This window comes from Streptomyces sp. NBC_00386, from assembly GCF_036063235.1.
Lineage (GTDB): Bacteria > Actinomycetota > Actinomycetes > Streptomycetales > Streptomycetaceae > Streptomyces.
Genome location: NZ_CP107950.1, coordinates 961,242 through 987,599, shown reverse-complemented (window position 1 = coordinate 987,599; position 26,358 = coordinate 961,242). Strand labels below are relative to the sequence as shown.

General features: G+C 70.5%; 22 protein-coding genes. 10 read left to right on the top strand and 12 right to left on the bottom strand.

Annotation, left to right across the window (positions count from 1 at the left end):
* The first annotated feature begins 54 nt into the window (after positions 1 to 54).
* On the top strand, positions 55 to 1,011 hold the full coding sequence (locus tag OG780_RS04155) for a YhjD/YihY/BrkB family envelope integrity protein (protein ID WP_328444785.1): 957 nt from the start codon (positions 55 to 57) through the stop codon (positions 1,009 to 1,011).
* 30 nt (positions 1,012 to 1,041) lie between these two features.
* On the opposite strand, the gene OG780_RS04150 is transcribed toward OG780_RS04155, so the two are convergent.
* Positions 1,042 to 3,111, bottom strand: a complete 2,070-nt coding sequence (locus tag OG780_RS04150; protein WP_328444783.1) for a SpoIIE family protein phosphatase — start codon at positions 3,109 to 3,111, stop codon at positions 1,042 to 1,044.
* Between the two features lie 246 nt (positions 3,112 to 3,357).
* On the opposite strand from OG780_RS04150, the gene OG780_RS04145 reads away from it, so the two are divergent.
* Positions 3,358 to 5,850, top strand: coding sequence for a SpoIIE family protein phosphatase (locus tag OG780_RS04145; RefSeq protein ID WP_328444781.1), 2,493 nt, complete (start codon positions 3,358 to 3,360; stop codon positions 5,848 to 5,850).
* A 32-nt stretch (positions 5,851 to 5,882) separates the two neighbouring features.
* Here OG780_RS04145 and OG780_RS04140 read toward each other — a convergent pair whose 3' ends face one another.
* The 6 genes from OG780_RS04140 to OG780_RS04115 all read right to left on the bottom strand — a co-directional run bounded on the left by OG780_RS04140 (position 5,883) and on the right by OG780_RS04115 (position 13,690).
* Positions 5,883 to 7,637: a SulP family inorganic anion transporter gene (locus OG780_RS04140; protein WP_443062099.1), complete on the bottom strand. Its 1,755-nt coding sequence runs from the start codon at positions 7,635 to 7,637 to the stop codon at positions 5,883 to 5,885.
* Between the two features lie 52 nt (positions 7,638 to 7,689).
* A complete protein-coding gene (locus OG780_RS04135) occupies positions 7,690 to 10,413 on the bottom strand; it encodes a cation-translocating P-type ATPase (protein WP_328444779.1) in 2,724 nt (907 codons plus the stop codon).
* A gap of 62 nt (positions 10,414 to 10,475) precedes the next feature.
* A complete protein-coding gene (locus OG780_RS04130) occupies positions 10,476 to 11,513 on the bottom strand; it encodes a polyphosphate kinase 2 family protein (protein ID WP_328444777.1) in 1,038 nt (345 codons plus the stop codon).
* Positions 11,514 to 11,554: 41 nt separating this feature from the next.
* On the bottom strand, positions 11,555 to 12,058 hold the full coding sequence (locus OG780_RS04125) for a three-helix bundle dimerization domain-containing protein (protein ID WP_328444775.1): 504 nt from the start codon (positions 12,056 to 12,058) through the stop codon (positions 11,555 to 11,557).
* Positions 12,059 to 12,310: 252 nt separating this feature from the next.
* The gene (locus OG780_RS04120) at positions 12,311 to 12,991 is read right to left on the bottom strand and encodes a lipoprotein (RefSeq protein WP_328444773.1); all 681 of its coding nucleotides are present in this window, start codon (positions 12,989 to 12,991) and stop codon (positions 12,311 to 12,313) included.
* Positions 12,992 to 13,237: 246 nt separating this feature from the next.
* Complete coding sequence (locus OG780_RS04115) at positions 13,238 to 13,690, bottom strand: phospholipase (RefSeq protein WP_328444771.1); 453 nt, start codon at positions 13,688 to 13,690, stop codon at positions 13,238 to 13,240.
* 341 nt (positions 13,691 to 14,031) lie between these two features.
* Here OG780_RS04115 and OG780_RS04110 point away from each other — a divergent pair, with 341 nt between their 5' ends.
* The 4 genes from OG780_RS04110 to OG780_RS04095 all read left to right on the top strand — a co-directional run bounded on the left by OG780_RS04110 (position 14,032) and on the right by OG780_RS04095 (position 16,731).
* A complete protein-coding gene (locus tag OG780_RS04110; RefSeq protein WP_328444769.1) occupies positions 14,032 to 14,478 on the top strand; it encodes an SRPBCC domain-containing protein in 447 nt (148 codons plus the stop codon).
* Positions 14,475 to 14,828, top strand: coding sequence for an ArsR/SmtB family transcription factor (locus tag OG780_RS04105; RefSeq protein ID WP_328444767.1), 354 nt, complete (start codon positions 14,475 to 14,477; stop codon positions 14,826 to 14,828). The genes OG780_RS04110 and OG780_RS04105 overlap by 4 nt, the downstream gene beginning before the upstream one ends.
* Before the next feature lie 381 nt (positions 14,829 to 15,209).
* The gene (locus OG780_RS04100; RefSeq protein ID WP_328444765.1) at positions 15,210 to 15,809 is read left to right on the top strand and encodes a cysteine hydrolase family protein; all 600 of its coding nucleotides are present in this window, start codon (positions 15,210 to 15,212) and stop codon (positions 15,807 to 15,809) included.
* A gap of 10 nt (positions 15,810 to 15,819) precedes the next feature.
* Complete coding sequence (locus OG780_RS04095) at positions 15,820 to 16,731, top strand: GlxA family transcriptional regulator (RefSeq protein ID WP_328444763.1); 912 nt, start codon at positions 15,820 to 15,822, stop codon at positions 16,729 to 16,731.
* A 17-nt stretch (positions 16,732 to 16,748) separates the two neighbouring features.
* Here OG780_RS04095 and nhaA read toward each other — a convergent pair whose 3' ends face one another.
* Positions 16,749 to 18,650, bottom strand: a complete 1,902-nt coding sequence (gene nhaA, locus OG780_RS04090) for a Na+/H+ antiporter NhaA (protein ID WP_328457875.1) — start codon at positions 18,648 to 18,650, stop codon at positions 16,749 to 16,751.
* Between the two features lie 290 nt (positions 18,651 to 18,940).
* On the opposite strand from nhaA, the gene OG780_RS04085 reads away from it, so the two are divergent.
* The 3 genes from OG780_RS04085 (at position 18,941) to OG780_RS04075 (ending at position 22,601) form a co-directional block, all read left to right on the top strand.
* The gene (locus OG780_RS04085) at positions 18,941 to 21,328 is read left to right on the top strand and encodes an excinuclease ABC subunit UvrA (protein WP_328444761.1); all 2,388 of its coding nucleotides are present in this window, start codon (positions 18,941 to 18,943) and stop codon (positions 21,326 to 21,328) included.
* 330 nt (positions 21,329 to 21,658) lie between these two features.
* Positions 21,659 to 21,985 (top strand): carboxymuconolactone decarboxylase, encoded by a 327-nt coding sequence (locus tag OG780_RS04080; RefSeq protein WP_328444759.1) that lies wholly within the window; start codon positions 21,659 to 21,661, stop codon positions 21,983 to 21,985.
* Positions 21,986 to 22,400: 415 nt separating this feature from the next.
* Entirely contained in the window at positions 22,401 to 22,601 is a 201-nt protein-coding gene (locus OG780_RS04075) for a DUF2191 domain-containing protein (protein ID WP_328444757.1), read from the top strand.
* Positions 22,602 to 22,857: 256 nt separating this feature from the next.
* Here the strand turns inward: OG780_RS04075 and OG780_RS04070 are convergent, their stop codons facing one another.
* The 4 genes from OG780_RS04070 to OG780_RS04055 form a co-directional block, all read right to left on the bottom strand.
* Positions 22,858 to 23,628, bottom strand: coding sequence for a calcium-binding protein (locus tag OG780_RS04070; RefSeq protein ID WP_328444755.1), 771 nt, complete (start codon positions 23,626 to 23,628; stop codon positions 22,858 to 22,860).
* An 846-nt stretch (positions 23,629 to 24,474) separates the two neighbouring features.
* Complete coding sequence (locus OG780_RS04065) at positions 24,475 to 24,900, bottom strand: organic hydroperoxide resistance protein (RefSeq protein WP_328444753.1); 426 nt, start codon at positions 24,898 to 24,900, stop codon at positions 24,475 to 24,477.
* 93 nt (positions 24,901 to 24,993) lie between these two features.
* The gene (locus OG780_RS04060) at positions 24,994 to 25,494 is read right to left on the bottom strand and encodes an MFS transporter (protein ID WP_328444751.1); all 501 of its coding nucleotides are present in this window, start codon (positions 25,492 to 25,494) and stop codon (positions 24,994 to 24,996) included.
* Positions 25,495 to 25,499: 5 nt separating this feature from the next.
* Positions 25,500 to 25,877, bottom strand: coding sequence for a winged helix-turn-helix transcriptional regulator (locus tag OG780_RS04055; protein ID WP_328444749.1), 378 nt, complete (start codon positions 25,875 to 25,877; stop codon positions 25,500 to 25,502).
* Between the two features lie 105 nt (positions 25,878 to 25,982).
* Between OG780_RS04055 and OG780_RS04050 the strand changes: the two genes are divergently transcribed.
* Complete coding sequence (locus OG780_RS04050; RefSeq protein ID WP_328444747.1) at positions 25,983 to 26,348, top strand: DoxX family protein; 366 nt, start codon at positions 25,983 to 25,985, stop codon at positions 26,346 to 26,348.
* Positions 26,349 to 26,358: the final 10 nt, after the last annotated feature.

The window sequence follows — 26,358 nt, the reverse complement described above, 5'->3', positions numbered from 1 at the left end:
CCCGGCCGGGACGGCCGTCCGTTACGCTCGCAGCGCCATACCGGGCCCGATGACATGGAGGACAGGACGGCGGGGATCAATCGCGAGCGCCTCGTCAGGATGCTGACGTTCTGGCTGCGTCCCGCGTTCGCGCTGCGCGTCGTCAGCCGGTTCCAGAAGATCGTGGGCTTCGACCGCTCGATGGCCCTGGCGTCCAGCGCGCTCACCGCGCTCATCCCCCTCACGATTCTCATCGGCGCCGTGCTGAGCAGCTTCTCGGACTACGACGCCGCCGACCGGATCATCAAGCGCTACGGCCTCACCGGTCAGGGTGCCGCGGCGGTCAAGTCGCTCCTGGCCCCCGCCGAGAGCGCCAGCGCGAGCGTGGGTGTCTTCGGGAGCCTGTTCCTGATCATCTCCGTGCTGAGCTTCGCCCGCGCCTCGCAGCGGCTGTTCGAGCAGACCTGGGAACTGCCCCCGCTGAGTGTCCGCAACACGAGGAACGGCCTGTGGTGGATCCTCGGGCTCGCCGGGTACGCGGCCGTCACAGGGTGGCTGCACGCGGTTCTCGGGGGGAGCAAGCTGGGCGTGGCGGCCTCGGTGTGCGAGATCCCGGTGAGCGTCGCCTTCCTCGTCTGGAGCGGCTGGGCGCTGTCCGCGAAGCGGATCCCCTGGCGCGACCTTTTGCCCTTCGGCGTCACGGCGGGCGTGGCGACCGCGCTCTACTCGGTGGGCGCGACCGTGTATCTGCCGCGCCTGTTCAACTCCTACGCCGCACGCTACGGGGCGGTGGGCGCCGTCTTCGCGATGATCTCGGCGCTCTTCGCCGCGATGTTCGTCATCGTCGCGTCGGCGGCCCTCGGGCACGAGATGCGCGATGAACTCGTCCGGATCCGCGCGGGCGACCGTCCCTCCGACGACGAGGTCCGCCGCGAGTGGGACAGCGTGGTCGAACAGGCCCGGTCGCGGTGGCACACCACGCGCGAGCAGGTCTCCTCCCGCCGGCGCTCCAGGGACACGAAGAACGGGTAGGGCTCCTTCGCGCGGCCTCCTTCGCGCGGGCTACTTCGCGCGGGCGACGAGCAGGGCGACGTCGTCGTGGTCGTCGGAGTTGCGCAGTCCGTACAGGAGCAGGTCGCAGATCTCCTCGAGCGGTCGGTCCGCCTCGTCGAGGAAGGAGAGAAGGACGTTCAGGCGGTCGTCGATGGGATGCAGTCGGGTCTCGACGAGACCGTCGGTGTAAAGGACGAGCAGATCATTCGGGTTGAGTTCGACCGTGGTGGTCTCGAAGGAGATGCCACCGACGCCGAGGGGGGCGCCCGAGGGCAGGTCCAGCAGTTCGGGGGCGGCGCCGGAACGCACCAGCGCGGGCGGCATGTGCCCGGCGTTGGCGATGCGGCACTGCCCGCTGTGGGGGTCGTACACGGCGTAGATGCACGTCACGATGTAGTGCTCCAGATCGCACGTGATCTTGTCGAGGTGCTGGAGCACATCGCCGGGGTCGAGGTCGAGGTCGGCGTACGCGCAGGTGGCGGTGCGCAGCCGGCCCATGGTGGCGGCGGCGTCGATGCCGTTGCCCATGACGTCGCCCACGACCAGCGCGGTCCGGTCGTCGGCCAGCGGTATCGCGTCGTACCAGTCGCCGCCGACCTCGCTGGTGGCCTGCGCCGGCTGATAGCGGGACGCGACTTCCAGACCGGTGAGACGCGGCGGATGCTGGGGCAGCAGGCTGCGCTGGAGCGTGACGGCCGTGTTGCGCACGCTCTGGAACCAGCGGGCGTTGTCGATGGCCACGGCGGCGCGGGTGGCCAGCTCACCGGCGAGCACCACGTCGTCCTCGTCGAAGGGGAGCGGATTGCGGGTGCGCTTGAGGTCGAGGGCGCCGAGCACCTCACCGTGCGCGATCAGCGGAACCGCGAGGTACGAGTGGACGCCGGCCTGCGCCAGCAACGCCGTGCCCTCGGCGTCGCGGGCGATACGCGGCAGATCGTGCTCGCCGACGTGCCGCACCAGGACCGGCCTGCCGGTGTGGACGCACAGGGTCACCAGACGGTCACCCTCGTATGTAGCCAGGTCGCCGGGAGGGTCGGCGGCGCGCAGGGCCACGGTGGGGTGCGAGGCCTTGAGGGCCAGGGCGCGGAAGAACTCCGGGCCGCTGTCCGGCCTGCGCTTGCGGCGGCAGGCCAGGACGGAGTCGAGAACGTCCACGGCGACCACGTCGGCCAGTTCGGGGGCGGCGATGTCGGCCAGTTCGCGGGCGGTCTGCTCCACCTCCAGGGTGGTGCCTACGCGGGTGGAGGCGCTGGCGACGAGCGCGAGACGACGCCGCGCGCGGTCGGCCTCGGCGGCCGCGCGATGGCGTTCGGTGACGTCGACGACCGAGACGGCCGCGCCCAGGATGCGTCCGCCCGGGTCCTCCAGCCGGTAGAAGGAGAGGGACCAGGCGTGTTCGTGGTCGGGATCGGCGGGCGGGCGGCCCACGTGGTACTGGTCGAGCAGCGGTGTGCCGGTGGTGAGCACCTGACGCAGCGCCGACTCGACGGTGTCCACGTCCGGGAACGGCAGTGTCTCCCGCAGGTGACGGCCGACATGGTCCTCGGCGGGGATGCCGTCGATCCGTTCCAGCGCCGGGTTGACCATGAGATACCGCAGGTCGGGGTCCATCAGGGCCAGTCCGATGGGTGACTGGTTGATCAGCTGCTCGCACAGGGCCAGGTCGGTCTCGACGCGCTGGAGCAACGTGTGGTCGGCCGCGATGCCCAGGGCGTAGACGTCCCCGAGATCGTCCAGGAGCCGCATGTTGCGGAACTCCATGAGGCGGGTGCTGCCGTCCTTGTGCCGGATGGGGAACGCGCCCGCCCAACTGCGTCCCGTCTCCAGGACATCGGCGAACAGTTCGGTGACGGACTGCATGTGCTCGGGGTGGATGATCAGGCGCGCCGCGTACTTGCCGAGGGCCTCCTCCGCCGAGTACCCGATGAGCTCCTCGGCCTGCGGGGTCCAGAACACGATGCGCCCGTCGGCGTCGAGGACCAGCGCGCCCACGTTGAGGACGTCCAGCAGGCCGGTCGGCCGGGACCGTGCGGGTTCGGGACCGCCCGCACTGTCGGACTGCGTGGACTCGGCTGTCATCCCTGGCCCTCCTCCACCGGCCGGCGCGATGTGCCGGGCTCCGTGGCCGCCGCCGGGCACGTGTGTGCCGACTCCGGCCCTTCCATGCTGCGCCCTGCCCCGGGCCTTGCCCACTCCAGAGCGCCCATTGGCATGTTCAGGATGAGAGGTCGATGCCGTGCGGTGCCGTGCCGGGGGTGATCGTCCGGTGGGCCTGCACATCCGGCGGACAAGCAGGAACATGGTCGTGTAGAGGATGAGAGCTTCATGGTTTCTTCGCAGGAAGGTTCCGACGCGCCCGTGTCCCAAGGACCGGGCGATCCCCTTGACGCGTCCTCCGACGCGGCGGCGGTGGTGTCCGGCGAGGGGCTGGTGACGGCCTGGACCAGGGGGGCCGAGGCCCTTCTCGGCCATCCGGCGGCCGAGATGGTCGGCTCATCGGCCGCGCGTCTGCTCGCGCTGCCCAGGGACCCCTCGCGGGTGGCGGCGGTCGCCGAGCGCTGCCGCGGCGGAATGGGCTGGAGCGGACACATCCCCCTGCGGCACCGCGACGGCCGGCGCGTCGACGCCGACCTGCGCGTCTCCGCGTCGTTCCGCATGGGCGGGAGCGAGTGCTTCCTGATCTCGGCACGGGACCGCAGACGGCCGTGGACGGTGGGCCCGGCCTTCCTCGACGGGTTCCTGACCCGCTCGCCGGTCGGCATGGCGGTGCTCGATCTGCAACTGCGCTACGTCTGGATGAACGACACCCTGGAACACCTGGGCGGTGTGCCCCGCGAGCAGCGGCTCGGACGCCGGCTGACCGAACTGCTGCCCGGGCTCCAGGCGGAGACCATCGAGGGACTGATGCGCAAGGTCCTGGCGACCGGCGAGCCGATGATCGACTACGAGTACCTGGGATGGAGCTGGGCCGACCCGCACCGCCGGCACGCCTACTCCTCCTCCTTCTTCCCGCTGGTCGGCGTCGACAAGTCCTACACCGGCGTGTGCTACACGGTCCTGGACGTCACCGACCGATGGAACGCCCGGCAGATCCTGTCGCTCGTCAACGAAGCCGGGACCACCATCGGCGGGACCCTCGACGTCATGCGGACGGCCCAGGAGATCGCCGACTTCGCCGTTCCGCGGTTCGCGGACTTCGTCATCGTCGACCTCCTGGAATCCGTCCTCAGCACCGAGGGCCACGGAGCCTGGCTGTCGGACGCGGGACCCGCACCCGCCAAGCCGCTGATGCGGCGCGCGGGCATGAGCTCGGTGCGGGAGGGGTGCCCGGAGGCCGTGGCCCGGATCGGAGACCGGGCGGACTTCCTGCCGCCGCCCCACGACGTGAACCTGCTCACCAACGGCGAGCCAGTCCTCATCCAGGTCCTCGACCCGGACGACGACCTGTGGATCGCCGAGGAGCCCGCGAGAGCGGCCAGCATCCGCCGGTACGGGCTGCACTCCCTCATCTCCGTGCCGATGCGGGCGCGCAACACCGCCCTCGGACTCACCACGTTCCTGCGCTCGCTCAATCCGGTCTCGTTCCAGCCCGACGACGTCCTGCTGGCACGCGAGGTGGTGGCGCGCGCGGCCCTGTGCGTCGACAACGCCCGCCGCTACACCCGCGAACACACGGCGGCGGTCACCCTTCAGCGCAGTCTGCTGCCCCACGCCCTGTCAGGGGGAACAGCCCTGGAGGTGGCCTCCTCCTACCTGCCGGCGGACCCGAGCGGCGGGGTCGGCGGCGACTGGTTCGACGTCATCCCGCTGTCCGGGGCCCGGGTCGGCCTGGTCGTCGGCGACGTGGTCGGCCACGGCATCACCGCGGCGGCCACCATGGGCCGGCTGCGCACTGCGGTGCAGACCCTCGCCGACATGGAACTGCCCCCCGACGAACTGCTGGCGCACCTCGACGACCTCGTGCTCCGGCTCAGCGAGGAGCGCGGCCAGGAACAGCGGGCCGGCCTGACCACCACCGAACAGGACGCGGACCGGAGCACCACCGCGTCCTTCCTCGGAGCGACCTGCCTGTACGCCGTCTACGATCCCGTCACCAGGCGCTGCACGATGGCCCGGGCGGGACACCCGCCCCCCGTGTTCGTCGCCCCCGACGGGCGCGTCTCCTACCCCGAGCTGCCCGCCGGTCCACCGCTCGGCCTCGGCGGGATGGCCTTCGAGAGCCGGGAGATCGAGCTCGAGGAGAACAGCCTGATCGGCCTCTTCACCGACGGCCTCGTGGCGGGAGCGCACTACGACATGGAACTCGGCATGGCGCAGCTGGGAGAGCTGCTCGCCCGGCCCGATCCCGACCTCGAAGCGCTGTGCTCGGACGCGGTACGGCACCTCGTGCCCGTACCGCAGCCCGATGACATCGCCCTGCTCCTGGCCCGCACCCACTCCCTGGGGGACGACCATGTCGTCTCGTGGGAGGTGCCGGTGGACCCGGCCGCCGTCTCCGAGATGCGGGCCCGCGCCACCCACGTCATCGAGGCGTGGGGCCTCGGGGAACTGACCATGACCACCGAGCTCATCGTGAGCGAACTCGTCACCAACGCGATCCGCTACGCCGTACCGCCCATCCGGCTGCGGATGCTCTGCGACACCCGGCTGACCTGCGAGGTCTCCGACGCCAGCAGCACCGCCCCACGGCTCAGACACGCCCGGAGCACGGACGAGGGCGGCCGGGGCCTGTTCCTGGTGGCCCAGCTCTCCCATCGCTGGGGCGCCCGTTACACGGCGGACGGAAAGATCATCTGGGCCGAACAGGAGATCCCCTGAGGATTCCCGGCGCATGATCCGAACGACAAACCCTAGGCCTGGGGATCACCGTCCTCGTCGCCCGGGTCAATGCCGTGGTCGCGGCACCAGGAACGGTAGGCGGCGACCGCCGTGGGCAGGGTGGGGAAGATCCGCTCCTCGCCGACGGACGCGCTCAGCCCGTAGGCGTCCAGGTCGTCCCGCAGATCCTGCTTGACCCGGGCCATCGCGAACTCGACGCCCCGCTCCCCGAGTTCCCGGCGCAGCTCGTCCATCGAGTCCAGGGCGGTGATGTCCACCTCCACGTTGGCCTCCGCGTTGAGGACGAACCACCTGACGGGGACCTCCTGTTCGGCCACCGCGGCGAGGGCGCTGCGCCGGAAGTCCTCCGCGTTGGCGAAGAACAGCGGGGAGTCGTAGCGGTAGACCACCAGACCCGGGATCACCCGGGCGTCCGGGAAGTCGTCGACGTCGTGCATGCCCGCGAGGCCCGGTACCAGCCCCTGGACCGCGTCGTGCGGGCGCGCCACCCTGCTCAGCAGCTCGGCCACCGACAGACCCACGGCCACCAGCACCCCGTAGAGGATGTCGAGAGCGAGGACGCCGACGAGACAGCCGAGGGCCAGCAGGAGTTCCCGGAGCCGGAAGCCCGCCAGCCGCCGGAAGCCCGCCAGGTCGATCATCCGGATCGCGGCGTAGACGACCAGCGCGCCGAGGACGGCCGTGGGCGTGTCGGTGAGCAGGGGACTCAGGAACAACAGCACGGCCAGCACGAGGAGCCCGGCCGTGAGCCCGTACACCTGGGTGCGCCCGCCCGCGGACTGCGCGAGGGCCGTACGGCTGGCGCTGCTGCTCACCGGGAACCCCTGAAGGGTGCCCGCGCCGAGGTTCGCGGCGCCCAGGGCCAGCAGTTCCTGGTTCGCGTCCATCTCCGTACCGCCGTCGTCGGTCGTGAAGGCACGCGCGGTGAGGATGAAGTCGGTGTACCCGACGAGCAGGACACCGACCGCGGGCAGCAGCAGTTGGGGCAGGGTGTCGAGCGGGGGGAAGTCCGGGCGGGGGAGCCCGGCCGGGATCTTCCCGATCACCGCGAGGCCGTGGTCCTCGAGGCCGAAGGCCGCGACCACGGCCGTACCGGCGACCAGGACCAGCAGCGGTCCGGGGACGCGCCAGCGGAAACGCGTGGCCAGGTAGAGGACGACCAGCGTCGCCGCGCTGAAGATCACCGTGGCGGGATGGACCTCGTCCAGGTTCCCGAAGAAGGAGGCCAGTTTCGGGAAGAACTCCGAACCGTCCGTCGGCACACCGGTGAGCTTCGTGAGCTGATCCACCATCATGATCAGTGCCACGCCCGCCAGATACCCGATCAGCACGGGCCGGGAGAGCAGATCGGCCACGAAGCCCAGCCGTGCCGCCCAGGCCACCACGCACATCAGCCCCACGGCGACGGCGAGCGCCGAGGCCAGTACCGCGTACCGCTCCGGATCGCCGCCGGCGAGCGGCCCGACGACGGTCGCGGTCATCAGCGCCGTCGTCGACTCGGGCCCCACCGACAGAAGCCGGGACGAACCCACGAGGGCGTACAGCACGATGGCGGGCAGGATCGCCCACAGACCCACGACGGGCGGCAGCCCGGCGACACTGGCGTACGCCATCACCTGCGGCACCAGATAGGCCGCGACCGTCACTCCGGCCAGCAGGTCTCCGCGCAGCAGGCTCCGCCGGTAGTGCCTGAGCACCGGGAGTCCGGGCAGCGCCGGTACAGGGGGACGCCACCCTCCGCTCGGGGTGCCGTGATGCTTCGACACGGGCCAGTCCTTCGGATCGCGCCGGCGGGCTCATGGACAGGGGCCCGCGTGGTCACTCGGTGCGCCGCGCCCTGCGGGCCAGGAGCTTACCCACCTCCCACACGACCAGGAACGCGACGGCGGACAGCAGGGCCCAGCCGAACTGCCGCAGGTCGATCTCCGTGGTGCCGAGGATGCGGCGGAACCCGTCCATCTGCGTCACCGCGACCGCGAGGACGAACTGCGCCAGTGCCGTCCAGTTCATCTGCTTGCTGTCGAAGGTGCTCGGCGCCAGCACCGAATCCGTCTCGCTGCGGCATTCGAACGCGGCCACGATCAGGCACAGCGCGAACGCGGTGAACGCGATCGAACTGCCGGTCTGGACACTGTCGTAACGGGATTCGCCCAGCTTGATCAGCCCGAGCAGGATAAGTGTGATCGCCAGACCGCTCAGACCGACGGTCACCATCACCGGCCGGGTCAGCACCGTCTCTCCCCGGGGGCGGGGCCTGCGCCGCATGAGCCCCGCGCTCTCCTTGTCGAAGCCCAGCGCGAAGCCGAACGAGGCGTTGACCACGAAGTGGATCCACAGCACCTGCGGCGGGGTGAAGGGTTCACCGGCCGCGATGTTGAAGACGGTCGCCCCGAGGAAGGTCAGGACGAAGGTGACCAGCAGCAGGAGCACGAAGCGGATGTACTTGGTGAGGTTGTCGTAGAGATTGCGGCCCTGTTCCACGGCGTAGACGATCGTCGCGAAGTTGTCGTCGGACAGGATCATCCGCGCCGCGTTCTTCGCCACGTCCGTACCGCTGCCCATGGCGATACCGATGTCGGCGGACTTGATGGCGGGAGCGTCGTTGACACCATCGCCGGTCATCGCGACGACATCGCCCTTCTTCTTGAGCGTGGCCGCCAGCAGCACCTTGTGCTCCGGCGCGACCCGGCCAACCACCCCGATGTCGTCGATGCGGGCCAACTGCTCGTGCTCCGGCAGCGCGGCGAAGTCCGCTCCGAGGACCGCCTCGCCGGGGATCCCGAGTTGCCGCGCGATGGCGGCACCCGTCGTGACGTCGTCCCCGGTCACCATGCGGACCCGGATGTGAGCCGCCCGGGCGCTCGCCACGGCGGCCTTGGACTCCTCACGCGGCGGGTCGACCATCCCGACCAGACTCGTCATCCTCAGCCCGGTGACGTAACCCAGCAGGTCTCCGTCCGGATCGAAGTCGGCCGGGTCCAGGTCCCGGGTGGCCGCCGCCATCACCCGGCGTCCCTCTCCGCCCATGCGCTCGCCCTGCTGGTCGGCGCGCCGGCCGAGGTCCTCGTCCCACGGGACGGTCGCGCCGCCCGACAGCGCGGTCGTCGCGCGGGCCGTCACCGCCGGAGCCGCGCCCTTGACGAAGCAGCGCACCACCGGACGCCCGGACGGGTCCACCGTGGAGTTGAAGGTGGCCATGAGCTTGTAGCCGGGGTCGAAGGGCAGCGTGGCGAGCCGGGGGAGCCGCTCGCGGGTGCCCTCGATGTCCAGCCCGGCCTTGTGGGCCAGCACCAGGAACGCGCCCTCGGTGGGATCGCCCACGACCTCGCCGTCCACCAGCTTGCCGTCGTTCGCGACGAGGTACGGGAGGATCGCCTCCTCGATGCCCGCGGAGGAGCCCGCGGCATGGTGGATCCTGCCTTCGAGACCGTAACCCGTGCCCGAGACGGTGTAGCGGTCGGTGGGCGTCACCACCTCCACCGCCGTCATCTGGTTCATGGTCAGGGTGCCGGTCTTGTCCGAGTTGATCGCCGACGTGAACGCCAGGGTCTCGACGGACGGCAGCTCCTTCACGATCGCGTTGCGCTTCGCCAGATTGAGACTGCCGACGGACAGAATCGCCTGGGTCACCGTCGGCAGCGCCTCGGGAATGGCGGCGATGGCCAGCGAGACCGCGCTGACGAACAGGGCGTCCCACGCCTGGTCGCGGCGGTACCCGAGCGCGAACATCACGATCATGGTCAGACCCGCGGCGGCCGTGATCCACAGCGTCAGCGTGTCGAGCTCCTTGGTGAGCGGCGCCTCCTCCCGCTCGGTCGCCGACAGCATCTCCGAGATCTTTCCGAGTTCGGTGCCCTCACCCGTCCCGGTGACGACCACGACACCGCTTCCGTGGGTGACCGGGGTGTGCATGAACGCCATGTTCGACTGATCCCCCGGGCCCAGCAGGACCTTCGGCAGGGTCTCGGCGTCCTTGGACGCGGGGACGCTCTCGCCGGTGAGCGCCGACTCGTCGATCTGCAACGCGTGGGCTTCGATGATCCGCCCGTCCGCCGGAACCTGGTCCCCGGCGGTGATGTGCACGACATCGCCCACGACCAGTCGCTCCGCCGGGATCTCCGACTCGGTTCCCTCGCGCCTCACCCGGGCCGTCGCCGTGAGCATGGACTTGAGCGCGTTCATCGCGCTCTCGGCCTTCCCCTCCTGCCGCAGGCCCACGACGGCGTTCAGCAGGGTCAGCAGGACGAGAAGGATCGCGGTGGTCCACTCGGAGATCGCCAGCGAGACGACCGCGGCCACCATGAGGACGACCTGCATATAGCTGCGGTACTGATCGACGAACCGCCGCCACGCCGGTTTCGGCTTCTCCTCCGGCAGCGTGTTCGGCCCGTTCTCGGCGAGCAGCTCGGCGACCCGGGCGGCGGTGAGTCCGGACGTGGGGTCGACGCCGAAAGCCGACGCGACGTCCTGTGGATCACGCGCGTACCAGAGCTCCGGAGCGACGCGCTCCGGAGCCTTCGGGCCGCTCGACTGCATCGCCATCTCAGCACTCCGATCTGGATCCGGTCCGCCGTCCCTGTCCCTGTCCCGGGAAGTCAGGGAACCTACTTCCGCTTGTGCTTCCCGGTCCGCGAGTCCGCGCCGGATGCGTGCCGCCCCTTCGCGCCACGGCCGTCACGTCGCTGTCCCTCGCCCGCTCCGGGAACCGGATGACGGGCCGCGTACGGATCGGCCGGCGCACCCTTCGGAGCGTCGGCCTCCAGTTCCCGCCTCGCGGCCCGGAGATCCTTGCGGGCCTCCTTGCCGACCACCGGGTAAGCGGGGTCGATGTCCATGAGCGTGTGAACCAGTACCGCCGCCGTGCAGATGCGCGCGAACCACTTCCGGTCCGCCGGGACGACGTACCAGGGCGCCCACGGCGTACTGGTCCGCGAGAGCATCTCGGAGAACGCCTGCTGGTACTCGTCCCACCGCCGGCGCTCCCGGACATCGGCGGCGGAGAACTTCCAGTTCCGCTCCGGCAGGTCGAGCCGCTTCATGAAACGGGTGCGCTGTTCCTCCTTGGACAGGTTCAGGAAGATCTTCACGACCTTGAACCCGTTGTCGGTGAGGTAGCGCTCCCAGTCGTTGACGGCTCGGTAGCGGCGGTCCCAGATGTCCGGTCCGCGCGCGTCCGCCGGCAGCCGCTGCCGGTCGAGGACCTCCGGATGGACCCGGACGACGAGGACCTCCTCGTAGTGCGAACGGTTGAAGATCGCGATGTCGCCGCGGGCGGGCAGCCTGGCCGCGTACCGCCACAGGTAGTCGTGGTCGAGCTCCTCGGCGGAGGGCTGTTTGAAGCTGCTCACCTTGACGCCCTGCGGGTTCACCCCGCTCATGACGTGCCGGATCGTGCCGTCCTTGCCCCCGGCGTCGAGTGCCTGCAGACACAACAGGACGCCGTACGTGTCCTGGGCCGCCAGCCGTTCCTGGTACTCGGCGAGCAGCGACACGCCCGTGCGCAGCAGCTCCACCCCCTGCTTCTTCTTCAGGCCGCCCTTGTACCGGGGGTCGAAGTCCTCGCCCAGGTCCACCCGTGACCCCGGCTCGACCCGCAGCGGCTCGATGAGTCTCGCGACGCGTTCGGCCCTGGCATCCGTCATGACGACCCGCCTCTTCTTCTGTCACGGTGAGCACCGCGCGGTCATGGGCCCTCACCGACACCGCCCAGGTCGGACGCGGAGGCGGGCGAGGGCCGCAGCCTGGCGGGTATCAGCCGGCCCAGCAGGGGAGAGCGCCGCGGGCTCTCGGCGGACCGCTTCACCGTCCCGGCCGTCCCCGGCCCCCCGGCACCCGCGTCGCCGACGGCAGTCGGATCGGGGGCGGCCTCTTCCGCGGCGAGACCGGCGAGCAGCGCGCGGACCCGGCGCTCGACCAGAATGGGGACGTACGTCCTGACCTTCGCCTGCCGGAAGGACCCGCGGGCCGTCGCGACCCCCTGGTCGACGACGGACGGGTCCACCGAGGGGTACGCGGCCTTCAGGCTCGTGGCCAGACGACGGAGGGCGACCGCCTCGTCCAGGCGGGCGTCCTCGGGAGCCGTCGGGGCCGCTGTCGTGCCAGGGTCCGCGGGCGGGGCGGGAGCGCGACTCGCCCCGCGTGACGCTCTGCTCTCGTCGGCCGTGGCTTCCGGTTCGTCCGTTTTCATCGTTCGACCACCCGCGCGCTCGCAAGTTCCGAGCCTCAAGGGGCGGAGACCGCAAGGCCAACGGTCACGATCCGGCTGCCCCGAGACGGCTCGACGGCCGGGTCTACGAGGCCGTCCCACTCATTCTGGGTCCGGTCGGTCGAAACCGCCTCACGGACGATCCGCCCGTGCCGTGCCCGCGTGGCGGCCGGTCTTGTGAGGGGTGGCGGTTCGTCGCCTGAGCGCTCGCGGAGGCCTGAGCGCTCGCGGAGGTCAGGTGGTGCGCAGAGTCCGCTGGGCGAGCCGGTACGCGGGAAGCATCTCCGTGTGCTCCCCCGTGTCCAGTCCGCCGAGGTGCACGACGACCGGGCCGTCATCGGTGGTGACGGCGAAGGCGGACTCCTTCTTCGACTCCTGGAAGGCCTCACTGGTGTAGACGTACTCCACCTCGGCGCCGGACAGGCCGTCCGCGTCGAACGTGCGGTAGACCGCCTTGCTCGCGCCGTGCTCGGCGGCCACGAAGGCCTTGAGCACGGTGGCGGCGTCGCCGGCGCCCGGTTTTCCGGTCCAGACCCGGAGGTAGCCGATGTTCCCGGCGGGCTTGGCGTCGATCTCGCAGACGAGGGTGACCGGTCCCTGCCGGAACAGCGGATCCGTGACGTCCCTGGTGCCGTCCGTTCCGATCGGGGCCTGCGTCGCCGCGTCGATGGACTGAGGCTTCCAGTCCTCGGCCGTGTCGAAGCTGACCGGCAGTTCGCAGGCCGAGCCCGCGGGACCGAGTGCGGCACCGCTCCTGGCCGTTGTGCCGGTGGCACCGGAAGCCTGGTCCGTGGACGTCGCGCTCGTGCCCGCCTTCGGACTCCCGTCGGCGGTGGTCGAGCAGCCCGTCGCCACGACGGTCGACAGGGCCACGTACACCGCCCCCCGCCACCCGCCCCGTATCCCTGCAGCCATGATGTGTTCCCCCTATGGTCCAGTGGATGCACAAGGTAACCGAGGCACGGCTGATGGGTGCGGGGCGGGGGGTACGGGTCCAACTGCAGACCGGGAAGGCAGCGCTCCCCGTGATGGGCCGAGGACTGACAATCCGTCATCGATGTTCGGGCAGAACGCAGTTGGTTCGCATCACACCGAGGCGCGGGCAGACACATGGCGAGTATGTCTGCGCACTGTTGAGGCTCCCGGTGGGTGGGCGGAGCGTCAGCCGAAGGCCTTGACCGCCTGGTAGTAGGTCCACGCGGTGCTGTCGCAGGAGACCTTCGTCGCGCCGCTGTAGTTGGCGCAGACTCGGCCCAGGTCCGCGTAGAGCATGCTGTCGAGCCGGGACTTGTTGGCATCGAAGGTGCCGGCGGCCTTGTAGTTGCGATAGCCGAAGTCGTGGCGGGCACATGAAGTGGCGAAGGGGAAGCCGAACGGGTTGTCCGGCGACGTGGAGCAGTAGTCGGTGGACCAGTCGAAGGCATACGCCGACCAGGCCGACTGGTTGGCGCGGGCGGCGACCCAGGTGTTGTAGCTGGACGCGCTGGTCTGGGTCCAGTTGGACAGGACTTGGGGCTTGTCGGCCGGGGCGGCGCTAGCGGCTGTAGCGGTCGCCGTGACGGCCACGAGGGCCATGACCGAGGCGGCGAGGCCGGTGGCGAGTCTTTGGTGCATCCCAACACCTCCATGAGGCTGCGACCCGCCCGTCGGGCTGCAGGTTCATGACACGAATGATCGGCATCGCGACCCTCCTTGCATAGAGCTTTGACCCCAACAATCAATTAACTCGGGGGAGTTGAGGGGTCATGTTTCATGTCTGCGACCACCATGGCCGACTATGGCTGGATGTGTTACTTGGGGTTAGAGGTGTCCTGGTCGGATCCCATTGGTGCCCCGCTCGTCCCGCCTCGCCCGCCGCTCGCGCCCGTTCCCGGACGTGCAACCGCAGGGTTGCGATAAAGGGCAGGACGTGCAACCCTGGAGTTGCATCATTGGTCGCTGTGAAGGAGTCCCTCATGTCCGAGGACCGGATCGAACGCGAAACCCTGATCGAAGCGCCCCTGGAGCGGGTCTGGCCGCTGGTGGCCGTGCCCGGGTTCTGGGTCGCCGACGAGGAGAGCCTGCCCACCACGGAGGGCAGGGCGGGCGAGTCGACCGTGGTCAAGAACGCCCAGTACGGCGAGTTCCCGGTGCGGGTGGAGAAGGTCGAGCCGCCCACGTACGTCGCCTACCGCTGGACCAGCGCGTTCCCTGGGGACGCGCTGAGCGACGGCAACAGCACGCTGGTCGAGTTCACCCTGATTCCGGAGGGTGCGAGCACGCGACTGCGGGTCGTCGAGAGCGGCTTCGCGGCGCTGGCCGGCTCCGCCGAGCTGCGGCACAAGGCCCACGAGGACAACAGCAACGGCTGGCCCCAGGTCCTGGACGCGTTCAAGAAGCGCGCCGCCCAGCCGTCGGTGTGACCGAGGAACGAGGCGAGGCCGAGGAGGTCGACAGCGTCCTCGCCGCGCTGGCCGACCCGACACGGCGTCAACTGCTCGACCTGCTGGCGGCCAGGGGCGAGGTCACGGCCACGAGACTGGCCGAGGAACTGCCCGTGTCGCGGCAGGCGGTGGTCAAGCACCTCGCCGTGCTGGACGCCGCCGGGCTCGTCACCGGGAGCCGGGTGGGGCGGGAGGTGCGGTACGCGGTGCGACCGGCCGCGCTGAACGCCACCGCCCGGTGGATGTCCGCCCTCGCCGCCGACTGGGACCGGCGCCTCGCGCACATCAAGCGCGTCGCCGAGGCCGCCGAGCGAGCGTCACGCGGGTGATCGCCCTGCCGTGGTTCCCGGCCGTCCGGCTCCGGACGGCCGGGAACCACGACAGGCGCCGGGCCCGGTGCGGCACGGGAACCATGTCCCATGCCCTCCCGTGCTCATGTCCCGAGCTCTCCCGTGTTCATGCCCCTTGTTCTCCCGTGTTCATGTCTCCTGTTCTCGCGCGTTCATGTGTGTCCCCATGTACATGCGTGTGGTGCCCTCGTGTTCATGTGCCCGTCGTTCGGCGCCGGAACAGGGCGATGCGCATGACGGCCGGGATCGCGGAGCCGGCTTTCGGCCCGCCCCGGCCGGCGCCGGACGTGACCGGATCGGTCCGCTCCCGGACCCGATGAGGTCTGTCCCCGTGGCACGCGTCCCGGTCAGAGTGGGGACATGACCCGAGCACTGATCGTCATCGACGTCCAGGAATCCTTCCGTGCCCACCCCCTGTGGGACACCATCTCCAACCCGAAGATCACCGACCAGGTGGACCGGCTCGTCCGGCTCGCCCGCCGTGCCGGCGACACGGTGGTGTGGGTGCTGCACACGGAGCCCGGCAGCGGCGACGTCTTCGACCCCGCCCTCGGCCATGTCCGGCTGATGGGCGAGCTCGAGCGCCAGGACGGGGAGCCGCTGATCCACAAGACCTCGCACAACGCCTTCACCACCACCAACCTCCAGCAACTCCTCACCGAACGCGGTGTCCGCGAGCTCACGGTCTGCGGTATCCGGACCGAACAGTGCGTGGAGACCACCACCCGCCTCGCCAGTGACCTCGGCTACCAGGTCACCTTCGTCTCCGACGCCACCGCCACCAACCCCGTCCCGCACCGCGACGCCCCCGCCGGGCAGAGCGTGGCGGAACTCCTCGCGGACCCCCGCACCCTCGGCGCCGAGGACGTCATCAGGCGCACCGAGTACGCCCTGGCCGGACGCTTCGCCACCATTGCCACCGTCGATGAACTGGAGACCGCCGCCGCGTCTCGGGCATGATGACCGGATTGTGAGCCACATCGTCTTCTTCCTGGTGCCCGAAGTCCATCTACTGGACCTGGCCGGCCCCGCGCAGGTCTTCTCCACGGCCGACGACTTCGGGCACCCCTACACCCTCGGCTACGTCGCCGAGGGGCCGCGGATCGTCACCGCCCAGGGGCTGCCGCTGGTGACCACGCCCGACTGGCCCGAACTCGGCCCCGAGGACCTGATCGTCGTGCCCGGCTGGCGCGCGCTCACCCTCGGCGACGGCCCTCCCATCGGTGAGGCGGCCCTGCGGGTCCTGCGGGACCACCATGCGCGCGGCGGCACCGTGGCCAGTGTCTGCGCGGGAGCCGACGCGCTCGGCCGGGCCGGACTGCTCGACGGACGACGCTGCACCACCCACCACGACGTCCAGGACGAACTCGCCCGCCGCTACCCCCGGGCGGCCGTCGTCCGCGACGTCCTGTACACGGAGGACGACCGGGTCGTCACCTCGGCGGGCATCGCCAGCGGGATCGATCTCGCCCTGCACCTGATCGCCACCCGGCACGGCCCGGCGGTCGGCGCGCAGGTGGCCCGGGACATGGTGGTCTACGCACGGCGCAACGGCCATGAACCCCAGGCCAGCGCGATGCTCCGGCACCGGTCCCACCTCGACGACACCGTCCACCGCGCCCAGGACCTGCTCGACGCCCGCTTCGACCGGCCGGTGCCCCTGCCCGAACTGGCCGCGGCCGTCGGCGTCAGCGAACGCACCCTCACCCGCCTCTTCGCCCGCGCGACGCAGGGCCTCACACCGCTGCGCTACCAGCAGTCCCTGCGGCTGGAGCGCGCCGAGCACCTCATCAGCCACGGCGCCACCCTTGACGCCGCCGCCCGCGCCGTGGGCTTCGAGGACGCCCGCATGCTGCGCCGCCTGCGAGCCCGCGCGGCCTGAACCGGGTCCGGCCGCCCTCAGGTCTCCTGGCCCGCTCCGGTGAGCGTCGTCCGCTGGCGCGCGGCACGCACGGCCGCCGTCAGGGAGGCGATGTCGTAGGCGCCGTAGTGACGGCGGCCGTTGACGAAGAACGTCGGCGTGCCCGAGACGCCGCTGAGATCGGCCGACTCGACGTCCATGGCCACCCGGGCCGCGCCCGTTCCGCCCCTCAGGTCCTCGCGGAAGCGGCCGCTGTCGAGGCCGAGCCGGGCGGCGTACCGGAACAGGTCCTTCGGCCCCAGGTCGCCCTGGTGCCCCATGAGGAGGTCGTGCATCTCCCAGTAGCGGTTCTGGCGGGCCGCCGCCTCGGCGGCCTGCGCGGCGAGCTGGGCGTTGGGGTGCACATCGGTGAGCGGCAGATGGCGCCACACATAGCGGACGTCCCCGAAGTCGGAGAGCAGTTCGCGCACCACGGACTCGGCCAGACCGCAGTAGGGACACTCGAAGTCCCCGTACTCCACGAGAGTCACCGGCGCGTCGAGGGGCCCGCGCACATGGTCGCGCTCCACGTCGACGGGCTCGCTCAGATCGACGATCGTCTGGCCGGTGCCGAGGAGGGCCTGCGCGCGCGAGCGCGCGGTGAGCCTGCCGATCACCAGGGTGACGACCCAGGTGAGGAGGAACGAGCCCGCGACCGCGGCCAGAATGCCGATCTTCGCCTGCTCCAGCCGGTCGCCGTCGAAGGCCAGCGACGCGATCAGCAGCGCCACGGTGAAGCCCACGCCGGCCAGTGTGCCGCCCGCGGTGATGGCGCCCCAGCCCACGGGCGGGTGAAGTCGTCCCCGGCCGGCGCGCGTGGTGAGCCAGGTGCCGCCGATGATGCCGACGGGCTTGCCGAGCAGGTAGCCGAAGAAGATGCCGAGGGTGACCGGCGAGGTGAAGGCGTCGGCCAGCTGACCGGCGCTCAGGGTGATGCCGGCGTTGGCCAGGGCGAAGAGCGGCACGATCACGTAACTGGTCCAGGGATGGAACATCTGCTGGAGCCGTTCGTTCGGCGAGAGCGTCGAGGCGAGACCACGGCGCACCGTGCGCTCCAGCTCCGGCGTCGGCTGTTCGCGAAAACGCCGGAACAGCCGGCTGGCGTGCTCCAGATCGCTGCGCTCGGCCGCGTACGCGTAGGTCAGCATGCCCATCGCGAGCCCCGTCACCACGGGGTCGACGCCCGACTTCAGGAGCGCCACCCAGATCGCCACGCCCAGCACCCCGTACAGGGACGGAATCCGGGCGCCGATCGTGCGCCGCAGCAGCAGGACGACCGCGAACAGGGCGAGCGCCGTCAGCAGCGCGGGCACCTTGATGGTGTCGCTGTAGGCGAAGACGACGACGGCCAGGGCAAGGAAGTCGTCCACGACGGCGATGGTGAGCATGAAGACCCGAAGAGTGCCGGGCAGACGGGAGCCGAAGACGGCGAGCATGCCCAGGGCGAAGGCGGTGTCCGTCGACATGGCGGCACCCCAGCCGTGCGCCGCCGAGCCATGGCCGGAGGTGATGGCCAGGTACACGACGACGGGGACGACCATGCCGCAGAGTCCCGCCAGGAGCGGCAGGGTGACCCGGCGCCGCTCGCGCAGCTCGCCCAGGTCGAACTCGCGCCGTGCCTCCAGACCGACGACGAAGAAGAACAGCGTCATCAGTCCGCTGTTCACCCACTCGCGCAGGTCCAGCGACACCCCGCCCGACCCGACGCGGATCGACAGCTCCGTGCTCCACACCCTCTCGTACGCGTCAGGACCGATGTTGGCCCAGGCCAGCGCCAGCAGGGTGGCGGCGAGCAGCACGGCCGCACTGCCGGTCTCCGTCCGCAGGAACGCGTGCAGCGGACTGCGGGCGCGGTTGCCGCACTGCGTCCGGCCGGACATGGGCGACGTGTCGGAAGGCATGGTCACTCTCCGATTCTCGCCCCGGACCCGGAACTTCCCCAGACGACCGCCGACCGACCGGTCAGGATTCGAGAAGCGCCGAGGGCTCCGCCTCACCTAGCGTGGCGCACGGAGGCCGTCACCTCACGTCGGCCGGCACCGCCGACGACGTACGCCGTGGACGCTGCCCGCGTCCGCGCGGACGGAGTCGGCGAAGGTGGACCCGGCGCGCCGCGCGCAGCTGGTTGGATCGAGGCAGGCGATGCCGGCGGAGACCGCGAAGGCGGCCCCGCCCGACAGATGGAGACACGATGAGCAAGGCCACGAGGACGGACCCGCGGCCGTCCGCGCCGCATGGTGCCGACAGCCACGATCTGATCCGCGTGCTCGGCGCGCGCGAGAACAATCTCAAGGACGTCAGCATCGAGATCCCGAAGCGTCGGCTGACGGTGTTCACCGGCGTGTCCGGCTCGGGCAAGAGCTCCCTGGTGTTCAACACGATCGCCGCCGAGTCGCAGCGGCTGATCAACGAGACCTACAGCAGCTTCGTGCAGGGTTTCATGCCCACGCTCGCGCGACCCGAGGTCGACGTCCTCGAAGGTCTGACCACCGCGATCATCGTCGACCAGCAGCGGATGGGCGCCGACCCCCGGTCCACGGTCGGTACCGCCACCGACGCCAACGCGATGCTGCGCATCCTGTTCAGCAGGCTCGGCAAGCCGCACATCGGCCCGCCCAGCGCGTACGCCTTCAATGTCCCCTCGGTCAAGGCGAGCGGTGCCATCACCGTCGAGCGCGGTGCCCAGAAGGCGGTGAAGGCGACCTTCAACCGCACCGGCGGCATGTGCGTGCGCTGTGAGGGCCGGGGCGCGGTCTCGGACATCGACCTCACCCAGCTCTACGACGACTCCAAGTCCCTCAACGAGGGCGCGATCACCATCCCCGGCTACGGCTCGGACGGCTGGAACATGCGCCTCTACAAGGAGTCGGGCTTCGTCGACCCGGACAAGCCGATCCGCAAGTACACGAAGAGGGAGCTCCACGACTTCCTCCACCACGAGCCGACCCGGATGAAGATCGCGGGCATCAACATGACCTACGAGGGGTTGATCCCGCGGATCCAGAAGTCGATGCTCTCCAAGGACAAGGAGGCGATGCAGCCGCACATCCGGGCGTTCGTGGACCGGGCCGTCGCCTTCACCGCCTGCCCCGAGTGCGAGGGCACCAGGCTCAGCGAGGGCGCCCGTTCGTCGAAGATCAAGCGGATCAGCATCGCGGACGCCTGCGCGATGCAGATCAGCGACCTGGCCGAATGGGTCCGCGGTCTCGACGAGCCCTCGGTCGCGCCCCTGCTCTCCGCGCTCCAGCAGACCCTCGACTCGTTCGTCGAGATCGGCCTCGGCTACCTCGCGCTGGACCGCCCGGCGGGCACGCTGTCCGGCGGAGAGGCGCAGCGCGTCAAGATGATCCGCCACCTCGGCTCCTCGCTCACCGACGTCACCTACGTCTTCGACGAGCCCACCGCCGGTCTGCACCCCCACGACATCCAGCGGATGAACGACCTCCTGCTGCGGCTGCGGGACAAGGGGAACACCGTGCTCGTCGTGGAGCACAAGCCGGAGACCATCGTGATCGCCGACCACGTCGTCGACCTCGGCCCCGGAGCCGGTACGGGCGGTGGCTCCGTCTGCTTCGAGGGCACGGTGGAGGAACTGCGGAAGGGCGACACCGTCACCGGCCGCCACTTCGACGACCGGGCCCAGGTCAAGGACACATCGCGCGAGCCCACCGGCACGCTGGAGATCCGCGGCGCGTCGGTGAACAACCTGCGGGACGTGGACGTCGACATCCCGCTCGGAGTGCTGGTCGTCATCACCGGGGTCGCGGGCTCCGGCAAGAGTTCCCTGGTGCACGGGTCCATCCCGGCCGGCGAGGGCGTGGTGTCGGTCGACCAGGCGCCGATCCGCGGTTCACGGCGGAGCAACCCGGCGACGTACACCGGTCTGCTCGACCCGATCCGCAAGGCCTTCGCGAAGGCCAACGAGGTGAAGCCGGCGCTGTTCAGCGCCAACTCCGAGGGTGCCTGTCCCACCTGCAACGGTGCCGGTGTCATCTACATGGACCTGGCGATGATGGCCGGAGTCGCCACCACCTGCGAGGACTGCGAGGGCAAGCGGTTCGACGCCTCGGTCCTGGAGTACCACCTCGGCGGCCGCGACATCAGCGAGGTGCTCGCGATGTCGGTGGACGAGGCCGGGGAGTTCTTCGGCGCCGGTGAGGCGCACACGCCGGCCGCGCAGCGGATCCTCTCGCGGCTCGCCGACGTCGGACTCGGCTATCTCACCCTCGGCCAGCCGCTCACCACCCTGTCCGGCGGCGAGCGGCAGCGGCTCAAGCTCGCCACGCACATGGCCGACAAGGGCGGTGTGTACGTCCTCGACGAGCCGACCACGGGCCTGCACCTGGCCGACGTGGAGCAGTTGCTCGGACTGCTCGACCGGATCGTCGACTCGGGCAAGTCGGTCATCGTCGTCGAGCACCACCAGGCGGTCATGGCACACGCCGACTGGATCATCGACCTCGGCCCCGGAGCCGGCCACGACGGCGGCCGGCTCGTGTTCGAGGGCACCCCGGCCGACCTCGTCGCCACCCGCTCCACCCTCACCGGCGAACACCTGGCGGCGTACGTCGGCGCCTGACGCGGCCCGCACCGACGCGTGGGACGGGTTCCGGCAGCGGCCGGCACCCGTCTCCCACGCGGGCTTCGGCCAGGGACGCACGACGGCTGTGCCGATGGTGATCCGTGAGCGCCGGACGCCGAACAGGACCTGCCCCGACCGCGGGTGGCGACGCGCCCGCCCGGGAACGTACGGAGCCGGGACGGCGTCGGTCCGGTCATGACGGGAGCGCCCTGCTCCGACGGCTCCGCGCGCGCCCGGCCCGGATCCCACCTACGGTTGACGCACACCGCGTGCCCGGGGGCAGTGACTCCCTCGGCGCCCCGTCACCGCATCAGGAGGCCGGCCCCCATGAGCACAGCATCCGACACCCCCGTCCTGGACACCATCGCCGCCATGACCGTCGACTCCCTCGAACGGTGCGAACTGCCCCCGGACCAGCTCCTCCTCACGCGCATCGCCGCGCTCGCGGCCTCGGACGCGCCTCCGATCTCCTACCTCGCGCACATCGAGCCCGCCATCCAGGCCGATCTGACCATGGCTCAGGTCCAGGACGTCCTGGTGGCCATCGCACCCATCGTGGGCACGGCCCGTGTCATGACGGCGGCCGGCAACATCGCCGCCGCGTTCGGCCTCGCGATCGCGGTGGCCGAACAGGAGATCGAGGCCAACGGCTAAGGGCTGTCCCGTAATCCCCGGTGGATCAGCGCGCGGCGTCAGATGCTGGGGGCCCCTCCCACGCCTTTCGGGCTGTGGGGGAGCATCGCAAGGCGGAGGGTCGTCCTCATACTGGGCGTATCCGGGCGATCCGACAACGCGGCGAGGTGCCGTAGCTGTCGTCGTGCGCCGACCGGGGATTACGGGACAGCCCTCAGGCACCCGCCGCTCCGCCCGGATACCCCGTCGCTCGCTGCCGTGACCGCGTGACCCCGCCGGTTTGACCGGGAACGCGGCCATGGCAGGGGTTCGCCCGACTCTCCAGTGCCGTATCGAGCGAGGTTCGCCCTGTTGTTGTCCTGTGCCATGAACCTCAGCGGGAGCGAGTCGCTGCTGTGCGGCTGTTAGAGTCTCGGACCGACGAAGGGGGCTGCTCGTGGCCAAGGTCAGCATCAGTCTCGATGCCGAACTGGTGGTGGAAGTAATGGTCCTGGCCGGGGTCGGCTCGCCCCAGGACGCCGTCGAAGCGGTCGTGCGTGACTACATCGCCCGGGGGCACCGCACCGAGGCACGCACCGAGCTCAAAGAGCAGAGCCTGCGCGAGGTCGAGGTCAAACCGCAGGAGCCTCAAGGCTGACCGGCTGTCGAACGCAGCGTGCCGGCATCTTCCGGACCACCCCGTCAGCAGCCTGACCCGAGCAACTCGACTGCATACGACTCGGGACAGTGCATCGGCTCCACCCGACTCGGGACAGTCCGGAGCCTTCGTCAAACCCGGAGCAGTTCACCGTTCTGTCGCGCGTCAGGGCTCGCTGTTCCGGTGACGGAAGCTCAAGTCCGCTGACGGGCCGCCCGGGCGTTCCGGCCATCCGCACGGCGCGCCGTTCATTCCGCTATCGAACGTCGACGTAGTCGCCCGCTGTCGTGAGCGGGGCCGTCGTCGAGGTGCCCGCGAAGGAGTAGCGCCAGTAGCCGTCTGTGGAGGCGGCGACCGTCGTCCTCAGCGTGCCGGACGCGTCGGTGTGCACGGACTTGACCGTGTTGTAGGTGCTCGTCCCCGCTTTGCGGAACTGCAGCTTGACCAGCTGGCCGGCGTATCCGTGGTACGCGAGTTCGTCGTCCCACCAGGCACGCGAGAGCTTCCCGGCGACCGTGATCGTCCTGCCTCTCTTCACCGGCTCAGGGGACGCGTTCACGGTCAGCTTCGACGCTCGCAGCACACGCAGAGCCGGATCGGGAGTCAGCGTCGTGTACGAGCTCGTGCCGGCGTATGCCTGGGCATAGACGTGCCAGGTTCCGGCGTCGGAATTCTTGATCAGGGTCGGATTGCCGTTGATGAGGAGGCTGCACTTCCAGGTGTGCCCGCTCACTCGTGAGCAGGACGCCTGGTTCTTGGTCGGGTCGAGGACGGCGTCGAAGTCGTCGTCGTTCAGGTCGGTGCCGCCGTGGAACAACGTCACCGAGCCGTTGGTGATGGCGGCTGCGTCGCTCGCGGTGACCGTGGCGGTGATCAGTTCGGTGGAGGTGCCGATCACCACGTCCTTTCCGCCATTGACGGTGACATCGAGGATGACCGGCGGCGCGCCGTCCGCATGAGCGACCGGCACACCGACAGCGGTGACTGCCAGAGCGCCGATCGTGGCACCGAGGACGGATATGCGCATGGCTTCCTCACAGGTCGAGTTACGACGGAACCCTCGTCACTCCGGGGTGGGCGCATCGTATGCGCCCGGTCGTCACAACTGCCGCACGGGGTACCACGACCGCGGTCCTTTGCCCCTCTGCAAGGTTCACCCGACACGTCTGCGGTAGCGGCTTCTTCGGTCAGCCGCCGCTTGCCGGTCACGATCCCTCTCTCTCGCCGGAAGTGCCAGAAGAACGGCCTGGGCAAGGATGGGAACGGGCGGCGGAACCTGCGGCGCAGCTGACAACGACGGAGCCTCAGCGCCGCAGCCTGAGGGGCCGGTTCTCCCGGACCCGAAGGATCGGCACATGCTCACCGAAGCACTCCTGGCCGTGGGTGGAGCTTGCGGTATCAGACGACGAGACCGGCCGGCGAGAGGGGCACGGCGCGTGCGACGCCCGCCCGGCGGGCTGCGCGGAGCCGTTCGCCGAGCCCTGGCCACCGGGCGGTCCACCCTGGCATCGATGTCCGGAACAGGGCGGGGAAGAGGACCGCGGACGCCGGCAGCAACGTCCACCGGGCCACGCGCAGCGGGGTCTTGCCCGCACCCGCCGCCCCCGTCAGGGTGACGACCCGCCCCGGCCCGCGGCGGCGCGCTCGCGCGCCTCCCGTAGCTCACCGAGTACGTCCTCGCGTCCCACGAACGGGAAACCCGTCACCATGGCAGTCCTCGCCGGTCCCTGTGGGCGACCCGTCTTCGCCCCGGCCTCAAGCGTAGGCAGGAGGTACGCGGACCGAGAGGCGTCGGCCGTCCGGTCCGGGGGCCGGGACGGGCGAAGACCCCGCCGCCGGGAGTCGCACCGGGGCGGGGTCTTCGTCGCGCGGGTCAGGCCGTCTTGATCGTGACCTCGATGTCGCCCCGGGTCACCTTGGAGTAGGGGCAGATCTCGTCCGCCTTCTCCACCAGGGCCTTGGCGGTGGCCTCGTCGACCGAGGGGAGGTGGGCGGTGAGCTCGGCGACGATGCCGAATCCGGCGTCGTCGCGGCCGATGCCGACGCGGGCCGTCACGCTGGAACCGGTGATGTCGATCTTCCGCATCCGGGCGATGATCCCGATCGAGGCGTGGAAGCACGCGCTGTAACAGGCGGCGAAGAGCTGCTCGGGGTTGGTGCCGCCGCCCGTGCCGCCCAGTTCCTTGGGCTGGCTGACGACGATGTCGAGCCTGCCGTCCTCGGTGGAGATGCGGCCCTCTCGGCCTCCCTCGGCGGTGGCGACTGCGGTGTAGAGAGCATCACCGGGCTTGATGGGCATCTCTTGCGTACCTTCCGTCGGTTTCGTGCGTACCTGGACCGGATGGACGGCTGCCCGAGCGGGCGGCATCCGGCGCGCGCCGTTCCTCGGAGGTCAGTTGGTTCCCGGGTTCGTCCCGGCCGGCTGCGTGGCACCGGGCGCTGCGCCCTGGGTGGGTCGCTCCTGGGCCGCGGCCGGCGGGGTCTTGATGACGAGCCCGAGGCCCGCCAGCCCTGACAGGACCGTGACGATGGAGCAGAAGAGTAGGACGTGCCCGTAGTCGGAGGCCTCTGATTTCGTCCCGCCGAGCAGCGTGGCCAGCGTCGCGACACCGAAGGCGCCGCCGATCTGGCGGGCCGTCTGGTTGAGCCCGGTCGCCCCCGCGAAACGCAGCGGGGAGACCGAGAGGGCGGCGGCGGTCGACGTGCCCGTGGTGATCGCGCCCATGCCCGCGCCCGCCAGGATGCCGGTGGGCAGCCAGTAGCCGAGGAAGTCGGGCTCGTCGGGCAGGGTGAAGGCGAGGAAGAAGCCGGTGCCCGCGAGGACGACCGCGCCGGCCACCACGACGGCCCGCGGGCCGTACTTCGTCCGGATCCTGCCCGAGTACAGAGCCACCGGCGTCACCCCGCCCCGTCCCCGTAAGCGGCCCTGCTGGCCTCGATCTCGCCGATGTGCTCGATCGCCCAGCCGGCCAGCGCGAGGGCCGGCGGAATGAGGCTCTCTCCGGTGGGGGTCAGCGCGTACTCGACGCGGGGCGGGACCTCCGCGTACACCGTCCTCGACACCAGGCCGTCGCGCTCCAGGTTCCGCAGGGTCAGCGTCAGCATCCGCTGCGAGATGCCGGGAATCTGCCGCTGCAGATCCGTGAAGCGCAGCCGGCCCCGTTCGAGGGTCGTCACGATCAACAGCGTCCACTTGTCGCAGATCCGGTCGAGGACGCTGCGGATCGTCCGGCCGCCGTCCCCGCGGATCATGCAGGTGTGCTCGTACTGCGACACGACAGCTCCCTGTGGGTAGCGCACATCCATGTGCCTTTTGCGGACCCCCCGACGGTGACTCATCATGGGGCAACTTACGCCTGGTAACCATTGTGAGAGGCCGCCATGAACGTCGCCTACTGGATCGTCGCAGCGCTGCTGGCGGCCTTCTACCTCTATGCCGGAGGCATCAAGATCCTGCGGAGCCAGGAGCAGTTGCGGCCGATGATGGGATGGGTCGACCGCGTGCCCATGCCGGTGGTGAGGCTCATCGGGACGCTGGAGGTCCTCGGCGCGGCGGGTCTGATCCTGCCGCCGCTCACCGGGATCGCGCCCTGGCTCGCCGTCGCCGCCGCGACGGGTCTCGTCCTGATCCAGGTCGGCGGGATATCCCTCCACCTCTCGCGCGGCGAGGCACGGCTGATCGGACTCAACATCGCCCTGCTGGCCGCCGCGGCGGCGGCCGTCTGGCTCGGGACCACCTGGCTCTGACCGGACCGCC